Raw genomic sequence first — 17,280 nt, 5'->3', positions numbered from 1 at the left:
AATAAAACCAAGGTACATGAATACCGTTTTAAATTCAAAAAATCAAAAAATTTTACTCCTGAGTTCTTTTCTTGTTTTCTTCACTGGAAGAACTCAGGCTCAAAAAATTGAAAATGTTTCTAAGAAAGGAGAAACTTCTGTAGAAGTCCTGTTTTCTGACAACAAAAAATTATTAATAGATTTTTATGGAGAAAATCTTTTTCGATTATTTTTAGATCCCAAAGGTGGAAAAATAAGAAATCCTGAAGCAACACCTCCCGCTCAGATTCTGGTAGATCAGCCCAGAAAAAAAATAAAAGAAATTTCTATCAGTAATTTATCACAGACTGTTTCTGTTTCTACCGCTAAAACTAAAATAGAAATTGAAAAAGCAACTTCTTTATTTAAAGTATTTGATCTGAATCTTCATAAAGAGGTATTTTCCTTTATGGCTCCCATAGAATTTAATTCTAAAGAAGTCGTGTTGACCTTATCTCAGAGAAAAGATGAATATTTCTATGGAGGTGGTGTACAGAATGGAAGATTTTCTCATAAAGGAAATACTGTTTTTATTGTGAATCAGAATAACTGGACCGATGGCGGTGTAGCATCTCCCAATCCTTATTATTGGTCTACAAACGGATATGGTTGTATGTGGCACACCTTCAAAAAAGGATATTATGATTTTGGTAAACAAAATAAAAATGTAGTGAAGCTGGCTCATGAGACCAATTATCTGGACGTTTTCTTTATGGTGGATGACAGCCCGAAATCTTTGTTGAACGATTTTTACCAGCTTACCGGAAACCCTGTACTTTTACCCAAGTTTGGTTTTTATGAAGGGCATCTTAATGCCTACAACAGAGATTATTGGAAAGAAGATGTAAAAGGAATACCATTTGAAGACGGAAAAAGATATAAAGAGAGCCAAAAAGACAATGGCGGAATTAAAGAATCGTTAAATGGCGAAAAAAACAATTATCAGTTTTCTGCAAGAGCAGTTATAGACCGGTATAAAAATGCAGATATGCCATTAGGATGGATTTTACCAAATGATGGGTATGGTGCAGGCTATGGACAAACTGAAACGTTGGAAGGCAACATTGCCAATTTAAAATCATTTGGTGATTATGCCAGAAAAAATGGAGTAGAAATAGGATTGTGGACACAATCAGATTTACATCCAAAAGAAGGAGTCGCTGCTCTTTTGCAGAGGGATATTATAAAAGAAGTTGAGGATGCAGGGGTAAGAGTACTAAAAACTGATGTAGCCTGGGTAGGCCCTGGTTACTCATTCGGGTTAAATGGTATTTCAGATGTCGCCCAAATAATGCCACGATATGGTAACGGAAGCCGGCCATTTATTATTTCACTGGACGGATGGGCAGGTTCACAACGATATGCTGGTATCTGGACAGGCGACCAAACCGGTGGAGAGTGGGAGTACATAAGATTTCATATTCCTACGTATATAGGTTCCGGCTTGTCCGGTCAGCCTAATATTACTTCGGATATGGATGGTATTTTTGGCGGGCAAAACCCGGTTATCAATATCAGAGATTTCCAATGGAAAACTTTCACACCCATGCAGCTTAATATGGATGGCTGGGGAACCAATGAAAAATATCCTCAGGCTTTAGGTGAATCAGCTGCTTCTATCAACAGAAATTATTTAAAATTAAAGTCGAGCTTACTTCCTTACACTTATAGTGTGGCTAAAGAAGCTGTAGATGGGCTGCCAATCATGAGAGCAATGTTTTTACAACAGCCAAATGATTATACCCTTGGGAAATTTACTCAATATCAGTATCTGTACGGTCCGTATTTTTTAGTGGCTCCCGTATATCAAGCTACAAAAATGGATAAAGAAGGAAACGATATAAGAAATAATATTTACCTGCCTAAAGGAAATTGGATTGATTACTTCACCGGACAAACTTATGTAGGAGGAATTATTTTAAATCATTTCGATGCACCCATTTGGAAGCTTCCTCTATTTGTAAAGCCGGGTGCCATTATTCCGATGGTAAATGCTAATAATAATGTTCATCAAATCAATAAAAAATTAAGAATTTATGAAGTGTATCCTTCAGAAAAATCCAGTTTTACAGAATATGATGACGATGGCATTACCGAAAATTATAAGAAAAATGAATCTGTGCACACTCTTATAGAAAGCAATGTAATAAAAAATACAGCAGTAATAAGTATTTCTCCTTCTCAAGGTAACTTTAAGGGTTTTGAAAAAGAAAAAATGACAGAATTCAGAGTTAACGTTACTCAAAAACCATCCGGTGTAAAACTTTTTGTTGGAGGTAAAAATGTAAATCTGAAAGCAGTAAATACGTTAGATGAATTCAATAAAGAAGCAAACGTATATTTTTACAACAGCAAGCCTGAATTCAATAATTTCTCTACAAAAGATTCTGAATTTTCAAAAGTTTCGATTATCCGAAATCCACAGCTTTGGGTAAAAACAGGAACTACCGATATAAGCAAAAACAAAGTAGAACTTGTTGTTGAAGGTTATCAATTTTCCAATTCCAACCAATTGAAAAATAACTCCGGAGTACTTGCAGAGGCTTTAAAACCAATTACTTCAGGAAAAGAAAATACCCCGTATTCTATATTAGCATCGTGGAATAAAATCCCTAATGCTGATTACTACGAAATACTATATAATGATATGGTATACAGTAATATAAAAGGTACTTCTTTCCTGTTTGATGAATTGACACCTGAAACGAAATATGATTTCAAATTAAGAGCGGTAAATAAAACCAATACTTCAGAGTGGGTTTCTTTTTCATCCCAAACCAATAAAAATCCTTATGAATTTGCAATTAAAGGTATAAAAGCCACAGCAACAATCCCAAGCCAGGAAGGAGAAGGAATAGAAAATCTTGTTGATCAGGAAGTAAATACAGGCTGGCATTCAGATTATGAAAAAAGCAAAGTCCCGTTTGATATTATTTTAGACTTAGGCGCTGTTAATACAATAAGCAAAATAGAATATATTCCTAGAATCAGTGGTTATAACGGAATATGGCTCAAGGGTAAAATTTCGTATAGTGATAATAAAAAAGAATGGAAAGAACTAGGCTCTTTTGCCTGGGACAGAAATAACAAACCCAAATCTTTAGATTTTGCGGCACACCCTGCCACAAGATTCATTAAAATTGAAGTCAGCAGTGCCTTCGGAAACTTTGCTTCTGGAAATGAGCTGTATGTCTTTAAAGTACCAGGTTCTGCAAGTTTACTTCCAGGAGATATCAATAACGATCAGAAAATTGATATGAATGACTTTACTTCGTATATTAATTATACAGGTTTGAGAAAGGGAGACTCTGATTTTGAAGGATATATCAGTAACGGAGATATTAACAAAAACGGTCTCATTGATGCATTTGACATCTCCAATGTCGCTACAAAAATAGATGGAGGAGTCAATGATGAAGAATTGAAACCACTGCAAGGAAGCATTTCAATTTCTGCTTCAAAACAGCAATATACTAAAAATGATATTGTTGAAGTGGTAGTAAAAGGTAGTAATCTGCAATCTGTAAATGCACTGAGCTTCGCTATGCCATATAATCAGCAGGAACTGGAATATATAGGAATGACACCATTAAATATCGGACAAATGGAAAATCTTACTTATGACAGGCTGCATACCAACAAAGAGAAAGTATTGTATCCTACACTGGTTAATATAGGACAGAAATATCCTTTAGAAGGTACAAGAGAATTATTCATTATAAAATTTAAAGCAAAGCGAAACGGATCATTTAATATAAAAGCTGTTAACGGATTGCTGGTTGATAAGACATTGAATTCCATTGATTTTTAATTACGAATTGCAAATCAAAAAAATAAAGGCTTGGATTTTATAATCTGAGCCTTTTTCAATATAGTATACATGGATTGAGATAATACTCTTTTTTTTGGCTTAAATTGTATTTCTATAAAATATTTATTCAATTATAAAGAATTCCTTACGATTAAATTAGAAGTATTTTCAATTCTTCCTTCTTTACTATTAAGAACCATTTCTGCCAGAATCTTTCCCATTTGCCAAAAATCCGTAGAAATCGTAGTAATCCCATTTTCTACAATACCTTTTAGGGGTGTTTCGTTGTAGGAGATAATACCAAAATCTTTTCTGATCTTTAGCTTTTGTTTTTTAGATTGCTTAATGACGTTTACTAAATGCTTGTCATCTAAAATGATGAAAACGTCTCCGTTCAGGATTTCTCCATCAGTGAAATTACAGATGATCTCATGCTTCATTTTATACTGCTCACAAAAACTGGTAAATCCTTCTACCATACCTACAGGCTCTTTTTTTCCCGGAAAAATAAGAATTAATCTTTGATAGGCCTCAAGCATAATTTTCGCTTTTAATAACCCATTGTACATGTCCTTTGCGAAATTCTGATATACTGATGAATATTCCCTTAAAGATATATTGGTTTGGTCCAATATGTAAACATCCTTCTTGGGAAGCATTTTAATAATGGGAGCTGTATCATTCATATTCCCGGGCATAATGATATATTTTGTATAGTTTCCATTATTTTCTTCTATTAATTTCTTGAAGACATCAATATTGAAATAGTGGAAAAATACATGTACATTAGCTCTTTGCTGTATCTCTTCCAAAAAGGAATAATAAAGGTTTTCCTTGAAAGCATTCAGCTCATCAAACAGTAAAAAAATGCGCTCTTCAAAATTCCAATCAGTACTTTTTATATAGTATCCTTTGCCCAAAATGGCAATTACTATTCCTTTTTTTTTCAGTATTTCGTAGGCATACAGGACAGTGTCTCTGGAAACGCCAAATTCAATGCACACTTTATTGATGGAAGGTAACTTATCATTTTTTTTTAGCAGCTGCAGGGCAAGAGCTTGTTCAATGGAATTTATAATCTGTTGGTATTTAGGAATAACTGAATCGGGGATTATTTTAATAAGCTTCATAATATAGCCAATTTTTAAAACTAGTAGTAAATATACAAAAACTGGTAGGAACAAGTATGGAAGTGTTTTCTGAATTTATATATTTGATAATGTAAGGTTTCCTTTTGTGTAATTTCAGTGCAAAATATTTGATTTTATTCTAAATGATCTATTAGGAGTACTAAACTATTGAATACTTTATAGTGCGTAAAAGTGTCGGAAAGTATAGAAATCTATGATAAACTTACTATAAAAATTTTTAAGCGTGGGAAAACTATCAACACTTGATTTTGCTACATTTCTAATTTATTTTGTTGTTGTAACAGTATACGGCCTATGGATATACAAGCGAAAAAAATCAAAAACTACAGGAAGTAAAGATTATTTTCTTGCAGAAGGCTCATTGACATGGTGGGCAATTGGAGCGAGTTTGATTGCATCAAATATTTCAGCAGAACAATTTATTGGGATGAGTGGAGAAGGCTTCTTCACAGGAGTAGCGGTTGCTGCTTACGAATGGCTCGCTGCAATTGCACTTATAATTATTGCAATATGGTTTATTCCTATTTATCTCAAAAATAAGATTTATACAATGCCTCAGTTTTTGGAAACACGATACAATAAGACTGTTTCTCTTATTATGGCTGTTTTTTGGTTGTTTTTATATATAATTGTTAATCTTACTTCCATTCTTTATTTAGGAGCTGTAGCTATTGATTCATTGCTTGGTGGAGGCCATCTGCATATCATTATGATTGCACTTTTACTAATGGCTTTGTTTATCGGATTGGGTGGAATGAGGGTCATTGGTTATACGGACGTTATTCAGGTAACAGTTCTTATTATTGGTGGATTTGCTACAGTTTATTTGGCATTACAGGTTGTGGATCAAAGAATTAATGGTGCTGCTATTGGAAATGCGTTAGCTGGTTTAAATACCCTTTTGAAAGAAGCTCCGGAGCATTTCAATCTCATTCTGAATAAACCACATATTACCACAACTACTTTATCAATGCCAGAAAATTTAGCGGTACGGAAATATGTAGTTTTGCCAGGTTTAGCAATGTATTTTGCTGGACAATGGATTGTACAACTTAATTATTGGGGGTGTAATCAATACATTACTCAAAGAGCATTAGGAGCAGATTTAAAAACAGCAAGAACGGGAATTTTATTTGCAGGATTTTTAAAAATTTTTATGCCTGTAATTGTTGTACTTCCTGGAATTGCGGCTTACGTACTCTATATAAAAGGTCATTTGCCAAATTTTAATGGGGTAAAAGATAGTGCTTATTCTGCAATATTAGGGTTGCTGCCATCTGGACTTAAAGGTCTTGCCGTTGCTGCTTTAACAGCCGCAATAGTGGCATCACTTGCTGGAAAGGTAAATAGTATATCCACCATTTTTACTTTAGATATTTATAAAAAATATTTAAAAGCCAACTCATCTGAATCGCAAATGGTAAGAACAGGACGTTTGACAATTATAGTGGCGATGTTTATTGCTTTGGTATTTACGTGGACAGATATTTTGGGAATCGGTGGAGAAGGAGGTTTCACATTTATACAAAAATATACTGGTTTTATTAGTCCTGGTGTATTTGCTATGTTTATTTTAGGGATGTTTTGGAAAAGAACTACCGGAACGGCTGCTATAGTTGGAGTTATTCTTGGTTTTTTATTATCTATATTCTTTAACAGTTTTGCAGTTGAACTATTTGGAAAAGAGACATGGATGTATACAGCCTTTACTTATGAAAAGTTGGAAAATGGTGTTGTGAAAACCATCACAGAGATCCCTTTCCTTATCAATATGGGTTGGTCATTTTTCATTACTGTAGTTGTAATGGTTTTCTTAAGTGTTTTCGGGCCAAAAATAAATTCAAAAGCTTTTGTTACAGACAAAGGTATGTTTAATGTGGACAATAGAACATTATTCCTGATTGTCATTATTTTATTACTTCTAACTGCTATTTATGTTCGTTTTTGGTAACAAAAAATTTGCATTTGAGGAAAGTGAGAAATGGTGTTTTTTACAAAATCTATTCCATACACACTTTAATGTTGGAGATAACTTATCATTTTTAGCAGTTGGAGCAAGAGCTTGTTCAATGGGATTTATAATCAGTGGTATTAATAACTGAATCCAGAATTATTTTAACAAATTTCATGATATTTCAATTTTTTTTTTTAACTGGTGGTAAAGCGGCAAAAACCGGTGGTAACCAGTATGGTAGCAATAGGTAAATTTATAAATTTGTTTTAATAGATAATCAACTGTAACAGCTAATACAATATATAATATATACAATGAAGTTTATTAAAAATATAATTTCAGCCTTTTGTTTAGTAGGAGCAACTGTGATAAATGCCCAGCAAAAACCTGTTAAATATGAATCTTTTAAAATTGAAGATGGAGAATTTAAATTGAACGGACAGGCAATTAAATTGCATTCAGGTGAGATTCATTATGCCAGAATTCCTCAGGCTTATTGGAGGCATCGCTTAAAAATGGTTAAAGCTATGGGTTTAAATACGATAGCTACTTATGTTTTTTGGAATTATCACGAAATAGCTCCCGGGAAATGGGATTTTCAAACGGGAAACAGAAACCTGCCTGAATTTTTGAAAACAGCAAAAGAAGAAGGTTTAATGGTAATTCTTCGTCCTGGACCTTATGTATGTGCAGAATGGGAATTCGGGGGCTATCCCTGGTTTTTACAAAATGACAAGGATATGAAAATCAGAGAATATAATCCTCCTTTTTTAAATGCAACAAAAGCATATTTCACAGAGCTTTACAAGGTGGTAAAACCTTATCTGATTGTTAATGGAGGCCCTGTTGTTATGGTGCAGGGAGAAAATGAATTTGGGTCTTTTGTGAGTCAGCGGGAAGACATTAAGCTGGAAGATCATAAAAAATACAGTTCTTCAGTATTTGATCAGTTAAAAGAAGTTGGTTTCAAAGGAATGACGTTTTTTACTTCTGATGGAGACTGGTTATTTGAAGGAGGAGCTTTGCCCGGCGCTTTACCAACTGCAAATGGAGATGAAGACCCGGAAAATATTAAAAAAGAGGTGAAAAAATACCATAATGGGAAAGGTCCTTTTATGGTAGCAGAATACTATCCCGGCTGGTTAGACCATTGGGCAGAACCTTTCCCGCGTAAAGCTGCGGAAAGAGTAAAAAGTCATATTGGTAAATTTATCGATAATGATATTTCTTTTAATATTTATATGGTGCATGGAGGAACTAACTTCGGATTTACCTCCGGAGCTAATTATGATAAAGATCATGATATACAGCCTAGTATGACCAGCTATGATTATGATGCACCCATCACTGAAGCAGGTTGGGAAACCGAAAAGTATCTGAAATTGAGAGAATTGTTAAAAAATTCTTCCACACCTGCTGTTCCAGCAAGAATTCCGGTTATTAAGATTTCTGGTATTCAACTATCTCAGGCAATTGATTTAGAAGATTTAAAAAAGAATGTAAAACCAGTAATTAATGACAATCCTTTGACTTTTGAGCAGTTAAATCAAGGGCATGGCTATGTCTGGTACAGCAAAAACTTTAATCAGCCCATTAAAGGAACTTTAAAGCTTGATGGATTAAGAGATTATGCTATTGTATATGTGAATGGAGAAAAAGTAGGAGAACTTAATCGTTATTATAAAAAATATGAATGTAATGTTAATATCCCATTCAATGGAAAATTAGATATTATAGTAGAAAATATGGGACGAATTAATTACGGTTCTGAGATTAATAAGAATACGAAAGGAATCATTTCTCCTGTATTTATTAATGACAGAAAAATAACAGGAGATTGGGAAATGTACGGACTCCCTTTTGAAAAGGCTCCTGTAATTGACGCAAAGCAAAAGTCAGATGTAAAAGAGAGCCGGCCGTCCATTTACAAAGGAAATTTTGATGTATCGGAAGTGGGGGATACTTTTTTAGATATGAGACCTTTCGGAAAGGGGATTGTATTTGTTAATGGAATTAATCTGGGGAGATATTGGTCGGTAGGACCGCAGCAGACCTTATATTTACCAGGATGTTATTTAAAAAAAGGTAAGAATGAGATTGTTATTTTTGAACAGAAGAATGATAAAATTCAAAAAGAAGTAAACACATTATCCGAACCTATTGTAGACAAATTAAACACTGAAAACGGGTCAAACTGATATAAATAATAAACTCAGCATGAGTAATTCATTTAACAGCAAAAATCATCCTCACAGAAGATATAATCCTTTGTTGGACGAATGGGTTTTGGTATCACCTCAAAGAGCCCAGCGCCCGTGGCAGGGACAACAGGAAAAAAGCCTGACAATAGTTGAAAATCACTATGATCCGGAATGCTATTTATGCCCCGGAAATTCAAGAGTTAATGGAAGTCAAAACCCACATTATGAAGGAGTGTATGTATTTGATAATGATTTTGGAGCTTTATTAAATGCAGAAGTAAACACAGATGATACTGAGTATGAAATGGGTGAGTTATTTAAAATGAAACCTGAAAGAGGAATCAACCGGGTAATCTGCTTTTCACACGACCACTCATTGACTCTTCCTGAGATGTCTCTTGAAGCGATTACAAAAGTAGTGTCGATCTGGAAAAAAGAATATCAGAAACTTGGGAAGCTGGATTACATTAATCATGTTCAGATCTTTGAAAACAAAGGGGCAATTATGGGCTGTAGTAACCCTCATCCTCATGGACAAATTTGGGCACAGGCATCCATCCCTTCCCAAGTGAGAAGAACACAGCAAAATTTGAGAAACTATTATGATAAACATGGCACAACTCTTTTATCCGATTATCTCCAAAAGGAAATTGAAATTAAAGAAAGAATTGTTATTGAAAATAAAGCTTTTGTGGCTTTGGTTCCATTTTGGGCAACCTGGCCATATGAAACCATGATTATTAGTAAAAAAACTTTAAACAGTCTATTGGCTTTTTCTGACGAAGATCAAACTTTACTTGCTCAAATATTGAAAGATTTAACTACAAAATACGATAATATTTTCTCAATTTCTTTCCCTTATTCTGCCGGGATACATCAGTCTCCTACAGACCAGGATCCCCATGAAGAATGGCATTTTCATATGCATTTTTATCCCCCTTTGCTCCGCTCGGCCAGTGTGAAAAAATTTATGGTAGGATATGAAATGTTAGCAGAAGCCCAAAGAGATATTACCCCGGAACAAAGTGCAGAAATTCTAAAAAAATGTTCAACAATTCATTATAAGAATAAATAAAATAGCTCTTAATAAAAATAGACGGTTTTATAAACTAGATAGAAATAAATGGCAGGTAATAAATATATTGATTCTTTAATTAATGAAGGTAATATTCCTCAATTTAGAGAGTTGTACGGACAAAATTCGGAATTATTATATCAGCAAGCAATCCGGTATACCAAAACATTATCCCGTTTCAAAAACATTTTTGGAGAAAAAGAGGTTTCTGTTTTTAGTTCACCGGGACGAACCGAAATCGGAGGGAATCACACGGATCATAATCATGGTCGGGTACTAGCGAGTGCTGTAAATTTAGATAATATTGCCGTTGCTGCTAAAAATAATTCAAATATAATCAGGATTGAATCTTCAGGTTATCCATCATTTGAAGTAGACTTAAATCACCTTATTCCCAAGAAAAATGAGTTTTTAACCTCAGGTGCTCTTGTTCGTGGAATTAATGCCCGGTTAAAAGAATTGGGATATACAATAGGAGGATTCGATGTTGTAATTGATGGATGCGTTCCTAAAGGTTCCGGATTAAGTTCATCAGCGTCATTTGAGGTTTTAATTGGTGCAATTGTGAGCCATTTATTTAATGAAGGTAATATCGACCCCATATTAAATGCCCGTATAGGACAATATGCAGAGAATGTTTTTTTTGGAAAACCTTGTGGATTAATGGATCAGGTAGCTTGTTCGGTAGGAGGATTGGTAATGATTGATTTTGAAGATGTAACCAATCCTGTTGTTAAAAAAGTAGATTTCGATTTTGAATCTACTGGTTTTTCTTTAGTGATTACAGATACTCGAGGGGATCATACCAATTTGAATGATGAATATGCTGTTTTACCGAAAGAGATGAAAGAAGTTGCAGCCCATTTAGGATGCAGTGTGCTGAGAGAAACTACATTAAAAAAAGTAATGGATATTGCTCCTTTTATCCGTAATAAAGTAGGAGATCGGGCTATTTTAAGAGCCATTCATTTTGAATGTGAAAATGATCGGGTAGCAGATCAAGTAGCAGCACTGGAGAATAATGATTTTAAAGAATTTTTGCAATTGGTAATAGATTCCGGACATAGTTCATATATGTACAATCAAAACGTTTATGTATCAAACAATATACAAGAGCAAGCCGTTTCACTGGGATTGGTCTACAGTGAATTAGTACTGAAAGGTGCTGGAGCATGGCGTGTGCATGGGGGAGGATTTGCAGGAACGATACAAGCCTTTGTACCTGAAAATTTGCTTGATGAATATACCGTAACTTTAAATCATTTATTTGGAGCCGGTTCATGCCACCCTTTATTCATCAGACAAAAGGGGGCTGTTAAATTAAACTTTTAAAAACGGTTTCATTAATCAAAAATAGGAGCATATACAAACAAAAAAACCTCTGACTAATCAGAGGTTTTAAAGTGGTTTCTCCAGGAATCGAACCAGGGACACATGGATTTTCAATCCATTGCTCTACCAACTGAGCTAAGAAACCATTATATTTTTGTTTGACTTACTTCATTGTTTTAAAGTGATGCAAAAGTAGTAAGTTTTAGTATACAAAGCAAGTATTCATCGTACTTTTTTTGAATAAAGTTAAAAACCTACTGATTATCAGCCGGATTATTTTCCTGCTCTTTTCTGATCTGTTCACTCATCTCTTCCAATACCGGTTTAATCGTGTTTTCCGGAAGATCACTGATTCGGATATACATCAATCCATCGATCGCATCATTGAAGTTTGGATCTACGTTGAAAGCAATTACTTTTGCGTTTTGTTTGATGTATTTTTTGATCAGGACAGGAAGTCTCAGTTCAGGTTCAAGATCATCAATAATCTTGTCCAGCTTGTTGAGGTCAGACTCCATTTCTTCAAAGAAAATATTTTTATCCCTGTCGCGAAGCTTTACCTTATATTCATTTCTTGGAGTGATATATTGTGCTACTGCAGAATCAAAATAATTGGAACGCATGAACTCAATCATCAGCGATTTCGAGAACTCAGAGAACTTGTTCGAGATACTCACACCACCCATAAGGAATTTATGGTCCGGATTTCTCAGACATACATGCACTATTCCTCTCCATAAAAGGAAAAGAGGAAGGGGTTTCTGCTGATATTCCTGGCAGATGTATGCACGGCCCATTTCAATCACCTTTTTGAAAAAAGGATGGATATCCTGCTCAAACTCAAATAAAGAGCTTGTATAGAACCCTTTGATGCCGTATTTCTTCATTACCTCTCTACCCAATGCCATTCTGTAAGCTCCGGCCAGTTTTTTCTCACCGTTATCCCATAGAAAAAGATGGTGGTAATGTTTGTCATACTCATCAAGGTCAAATGGAAGATTACTTCCTTCACCTACCGCACGGAAGGTGAGCTCTCTCTGACGTCCGATTTCCCTCATAATAGAAGGGATTTCCTCATAAGTCGTAAAGTAAATCTCGTAATTTCCGTTACTAAAAAGCATTTTTTCAGTTCCTCTCAGTTTATCAACATCTTTGATAATGTCTTCCAGAGGTGTTTCATCAATGATATTCTGAACAATATTTTCCTCTTTGAGTAAAGGAAATTTGACAGATAAATTTTGAAGGTTAATGCTTTGAGCAAGGGATTTTCTTTTTTCATAGTAAGATTTCATCATATAAACCTTACGTTTCAGAAACTCTCCCAATTCCTCAATCGTTTCCATGTCGTCCATTGCCTTTACGGTAATAGGACGTCCGATTCTGATTCTGATAGGTTTTTCCCTGTCATTCATCATTTCTGCAGGAAGCATAAGAGTTTGTAAATTCGGGTGAAGCTTGGCTACCTGATAAAAAAGTCTGCTGTTCTTGGCATGGAAATACATAGGAACTACCGGCACTTTAGCCATTCTGATAAGCTTAAGTGCCGTCTTTTCCCAATCTTTATCTAAAATCTCTCCGTAAGGATTGTTTTTGTTGGAAACTTCTCCTGCCGGAAAAATACCTACACAGCCTCCGTTTTGTAAATGCTTGAGGGTTTCACGCATTCCAGAAGAGCTGCTGTAAGCTTCTTTTCTGTTTTCAAAAGGATTTACAGCGATTACATACGGCTCCATAGGTTTGATCTTTTCCAAAAGAAAATTCCCCATTACCTTGAAATCCGGACGAACCTCTGATAAGATCTTGCACATCAGAATACCGTCAATAGCACCCAGCGGGTGATTGGAAACCAGAATAAACGGTCCCGTTTTCGGAATCTTTGCCAGATCCTCTTCAAAAGCTACATAGCTTAGGTTTCTTTCTCTCACAAATGAGTCGAAAAAGTCTTTGCCTTCCTTGTCTTTTAATTTATCGTATAATTTATTTACTTCGTTTATTTTAGCAATGCTCATCACAGCAGATGCTACCGGGTTCTTGAGAAACCCAATTTTATTTAAGCCGGAAGCTTTGATCAGATCGTTTTTCGAAATTAAACTCATGTGTGTTTAGTCGCAATTAATATTATTGTGTTACCATTTGAAGAGTATTCTTGGAGATTTGTTCCAATAATACATTTTTTTCATGGTAAAATTTATCAATGTGATCCTTCTTCGCATTTCTTACTGTGAATAAAGATACATTTTTAATTGCTTCGGTTTTAAAAATTTTTTGAAGCTCTTCATTGAGCTCATCAATATGATTAAATTTATCCTCAAGGCACAGTGCCAGAGAGATTGCAGAATTCTGCATCAGGGAAACTTTGATCTTATATTTGGATAAATATCCGAAAATCAGGCTCATATGGTCTTCTGCGATGAAAGAGAAGTCCCTTGTAGAGATTTTCAAAAGATCCTGGTTTTCTTTCAGAATATAAGATTCTTCCTGTTGGTTTTTTTCGGAAGCACCTACTTTTGTTCCTTCTTTGCTTGGATCCACGAAAGATTTTACATAAAAAGGAATATTTTTTTGCTGTAGCGGCTGTAATGTTTTCGGGTGAATAACACTGGCACCATAATAAGCCATTTCTATAGCTTCCTCATAAGAAATATTGGAAAGAAGGGTTACATCACTGAACTTTCTCGGATCCCCGGTCATTACTCCCGGAACATCTTTCCATATCGTCATTGCTTCAGCATTTAAGCAGTAAGCAAAAATAGCAGCGGAGTAGTCAGAACCCTCTCTTCCTAATGTTACCGTAAAATTGTTGTCGTCAGAACCGATGAACCCCTGAGTTACATAGCAGATTTCAGGATTAAGATGGGAAATAAATTCTTCCGTTCTTGTCCAGTCTACCGTACCTTCCCGGTATGAATTATCCGTTTTTATATAATCTCTGGCATCCAGCCACTGATTTGTAAATTGGATCTCATTCAGGTATTCACTCACGATTTTAGTAGAGATCATTTCTCCACAGCTTACCACCTGATCGTATACGAAGTTGTAGTTGGGAGATTTATTTCTTCGTAAAAAAGAATCAATATCATCAAAGAAAAGATTGATTTCAGCAAAAACCGCATGATTTTCAGGGAAAAGCCCTTCCGCAATCTCAATGTGCTTTCGTTTTATCTTTTCAATCTCAGTTTGATAATTATCTTTTTTGAAATAAAGTTCTACAACTTTTTCCAACTCATTTGTCGTTTTACCCATTGCTGAAATCACCAGCAAGCATTTGGTAAATCCCTGGCTTTTTAGAACCATGGACACGTTTTTTACACTGTCAGCATCTTTTACCGATGCTCCACCAAACTTGAAAATTTTCATTAAATTGTTAAAAATAAAATTGTTAGATAAAAAATTACATGAGTTTTTTACGGACGTCAAAATTATAAATTTACAACGAGATATGAAATAGCCTTATGCGGAGATAGAATTAAGATTTCCTTAAAATCAACAATTCATGAAATAATCTCAAATTTTTATGAGCATGAAACAGCAAATTCGGAGGCATAATTTTCAATAAAAGGTTTGTGTAATGTTATGTTTTGCTTGTATCTTTCTGAAATACAGTGATTAATCTCTTTTTTAATTAAATTTTCTCAATGCGATAAATTTTCCGAAATTTGGGCAAAACGTAAAAAGAAAAATATGTCAAATCAACCATTACAGACTTTAGGAGAATTTCTTATAGATAAACAGGACGATTTTCAGTATTCTACAGGGGAATTTTCTCGTCTTCTAAGTGCAATAAGATTGGCTTCGAAAGTGGTAAACAGAGAAGTAAATAAAGCCGGAATTGTAGATATAACAGGAGCTGCAGGAAACCAGAACATCCAAGGGGAAGAACAGCAGAAACTTGATGTAATCGCTAACGAAATTTTTATTACGGCTTTGTCTCAGAGAGAGGTTGTTTGTGGTATTGCTTCTGAAGAAAATGATGATTTTATTGATATCAAATGCGGTGAAAACGGACATTTAAGTAAATATGTTGTACTGATTGATCCTTTGGACGGATCTTCCAATATTGACGTAAATGTTTCTGTAGGAACTATTTTCTCCATCTACAGAAGAGTTACAGAACCGGGAACACCTGTACAGCTGGAAGACTTTTTACAGAAAGGAATCAATCAGATTGCTGCGGGATATGTTATTTACGGTTCATCTACAATGATTGTTTATACAACAGGTAACGGAGTAAACGGATTTACACTAGATCCGTCTTTAGGAACATATTATCTTTCACATCCTAATATGACTTTCCCAAAAACAGGTAAAATCTATTCTATCAACGAAGGAAATTATATAAAATTCCCTCAGGGAGTAAAGAATTACCTTAAATACTGCCAGATGGAAGAAGGTGACCGTCCTTACACTTCAAGATATATCGGTTCTTTAGTGGCGGATTTCCACAGAAATATGCTGAAAGGAGGAATTTATATTTATCCTTCTTATTCACAGGCTCCGAATGGTAAATTAAGACTTTTATACGAATGTAACCCGATGGCATTCCTTGCAGAGCAGGCCGGAGGAAAAGCAACTGACGGATTCAGAAGAATTTTGGAGATAGAACCTACTGAACTTCACCAGAGAATTCCTTTCTTCTGTGGAAGTATCGACATGGTGGAAAAAGCAGAAGAGTTTATGCGTATCGACAGCGTAAAATAAATGGAAGCAACTTACTTACAATATTTATTACAATTTAAACGCCCGAGTGGAACATCTCGCGGCGTTTTGCTTGATAAAGAGACCTTCATTCTGACAATTTCCGAAGGGGGAAGAAAAGGAGTAGGGGAATGTGCTGTTTTCAGAGGACTGAGTTTTGATGACAGACCTGATTATGAAGAAAAACTGAAGTGGCTTTGTGAAAACATTAATCAGGATAGCGTTTTTTTGAAGCAGGAACTGCAAGAGTTTCCTTCGATCTGGTTTGGATATGAACAGGCTATGCAGAATTTAAAATATGGAGGCAGCCTGTATTTTCCAAGTGAATTTACCGATGGAAAATCTGCCATTACCATCAACGGTCTGATATGGATGGGCGATGCAGCGTATATGGAAGAACAGATTCAGGAAAAACTGGAAAAAGGCTTTCACTGTATCAAATTAAAAATCGGTGTGGATTGGAAATCTGAGCATATTATTCTTCAGAAATTAAGAGAAAAGTTTTCCAAAGATCAGTTGGAACTGCGTGTGGATGCCAATGGAGGATTCAATAAAGACGAAGCGGTGATGGTTTTACAGCAGCTTGCTGATCTTCATATCCATTCCATTGAGCAGCCTATCAAGGCCGGAAATTGGAATGAAATGGCTGAGTTATGTGCAAAAACACCTACTCCGATTGCATTGGATGAGGAACTGATAGGAATTATAGATCCTGAAAAGAAGAAACAGCTTTTGGAAACAATTAAGCCGCAATATATTATTTTGAAACCTGCATTAGTAGGAGGTTTTTCTGGTTCTGATGAATGGATTTCCCTTGCAGAAAATCAGAATATAAACTGGTGGATTACTTCAGCATTAGAAAGTAATATTGGATTGAATGCCATTGCTCAGTATACTTTTACCAAAAAAAATCCAATGCCTCAAGGTTTAGGCACTGGAGCTTTATTTGTCAATAATTTTGAATCCGTTTTAGAACTCAGAAATGAGTTGCTGTGGTTCAAAATATAACTGTGAAAGTTAATTAGCATAATGGTGGAGGTGAA

10 protein-coding genes and 1 tRNA gene are annotated in these 17,280 nt (G+C 35.0%); 7 read left to right on the top strand and 4 right to left on the bottom strand.

Translation table 11 applies throughout. From position 1 onward, the window contains the following. Window positions 1-16: 16 nt before the first annotated feature. Window positions 17-3,829: a TIM-barrel domain-containing protein gene (locus LIV57_RS13330; RefSeq protein WP_227942958.1), complete on the top strand. Its 3,813-nt coding sequence runs from the start codon at window positions 17-19 to the stop codon at window positions 3,827-3,829. Window positions 3,830-3,960: 131 nt separating this feature from the next. On the opposite strand, the gene LIV57_RS13325 is transcribed toward LIV57_RS13330, so the two are convergent. Then, window positions 3,961-4,959 carry a GntR family transcriptional regulator gene (locus LIV57_RS13325; RefSeq protein ID WP_227942957.1) on the bottom strand — a complete coding sequence of 333 codons (999 nt, stop codon included), beginning with the start codon at window positions 4,957-4,959 and terminating at the stop codon, window positions 3,961-3,963. A gap of 244 nt (window positions 4,960-5,203) precedes the next feature. Here LIV57_RS13325 and LIV57_RS13320 point away from each other — a divergent pair, with 244 nt between their 5' ends. The 4 genes from LIV57_RS13320 (at window position 5,204) to LIV57_RS13305 (ending at window position 11,542) form a co-directional block, all read left to right on the top strand. After that, window positions 5,204-6,931, top strand: a complete 1,728-nt coding sequence (locus LIV57_RS13320; RefSeq protein WP_227942956.1) for a sodium:solute symporter family transporter — start codon at window positions 5,204-5,206, stop codon at window positions 6,929-6,931. 317 nt (window positions 6,932-7,248) lie between these two features. Beyond that, complete coding sequence (locus LIV57_RS13315) at window positions 7,249-9,132, top strand: glycoside hydrolase family 35 protein (protein WP_227942955.1); 1,884 nt, start codon at window positions 7,249-7,251, stop codon at window positions 9,130-9,132. A 19-nt stretch (window positions 9,133-9,151) separates the two neighbouring features. Continuing rightward, a complete protein-coding gene (locus tag LIV57_RS13310) occupies window positions 9,152-10,210 on the top strand; it encodes a UDP-glucose--hexose-1-phosphate uridylyltransferase (protein WP_227942954.1) in 1,059 nt (352 codons plus the stop codon). A 48-nt stretch (window positions 10,211-10,258) separates the two neighbouring features. Further along, on the top strand, window positions 10,259-11,542 hold the full coding sequence (locus LIV57_RS13305) for a galactokinase (RefSeq protein ID WP_227942953.1): 1,284 nt from the start codon (window positions 10,259-10,261) through the stop codon (window positions 11,540-11,542). Between the two features lie 72 nt (window positions 11,543-11,614). Here LIV57_RS13305 and LIV57_RS13300 read toward each other — a convergent pair. The 3 genes from LIV57_RS13300 to LIV57_RS13290 form a co-directional block, all read right to left on the bottom strand. Further along, a tRNA-Phe gene (locus LIV57_RS13300) sits at window positions 11,615-11,687 on the bottom strand. 109 nt (window positions 11,688-11,796) lie between these two features. Next, window positions 11,797-13,638: a lysophospholipid acyltransferase family protein gene (locus LIV57_RS13295; RefSeq protein WP_227942952.1), complete on the bottom strand. Its 1,842-nt coding sequence runs from the start codon at window positions 13,636-13,638 to the stop codon at window positions 11,797-11,799. Between the two features lie 22 nt (window positions 13,639-13,660). Next, complete coding sequence (locus LIV57_RS13290; RefSeq protein WP_227942951.1) at window positions 13,661-14,899, bottom strand: aspartate kinase; 1,239 nt, start codon at window positions 14,897-14,899, stop codon at window positions 13,661-13,663. A 324-nt stretch (window positions 14,900-15,223) separates the two neighbouring features. Here LIV57_RS13290 and fbp point away from each other — a divergent pair, with 324 nt between their 5' ends. Together fbp and menC are read left to right on the top strand one after the other, a co-directional pair. Beyond that, window positions 15,224-16,240: a class 1 fructose-bisphosphatase gene (fbp, locus tag LIV57_RS13285; protein WP_110010152.1), complete on the top strand. Its 1,017-nt coding sequence runs from the start codon at window positions 15,224-15,226 to the stop codon at window positions 16,238-16,240. Then, complete coding sequence (menC, locus tag LIV57_RS13280; protein WP_227942950.1) at window positions 16,241-17,245, top strand: o-succinylbenzoate synthase; 1,005 nt, start codon at window positions 16,241-16,243, stop codon at window positions 17,243-17,245. Window positions 17,246-17,280: the final 35 nt, after the last annotated feature.

It is taken from the genome of Chryseobacterium sp. X308, assembly GCF_020733145.1.
Classification (GTDB): Bacteria; Bacteroidota; Bacteroidia; order Flavobacteriales; family Weeksellaceae; genus Chryseobacterium; species Chryseobacterium cupriresistens.
This window is presented reverse-complemented; position numbering and strand designations above follow the sequence as displayed.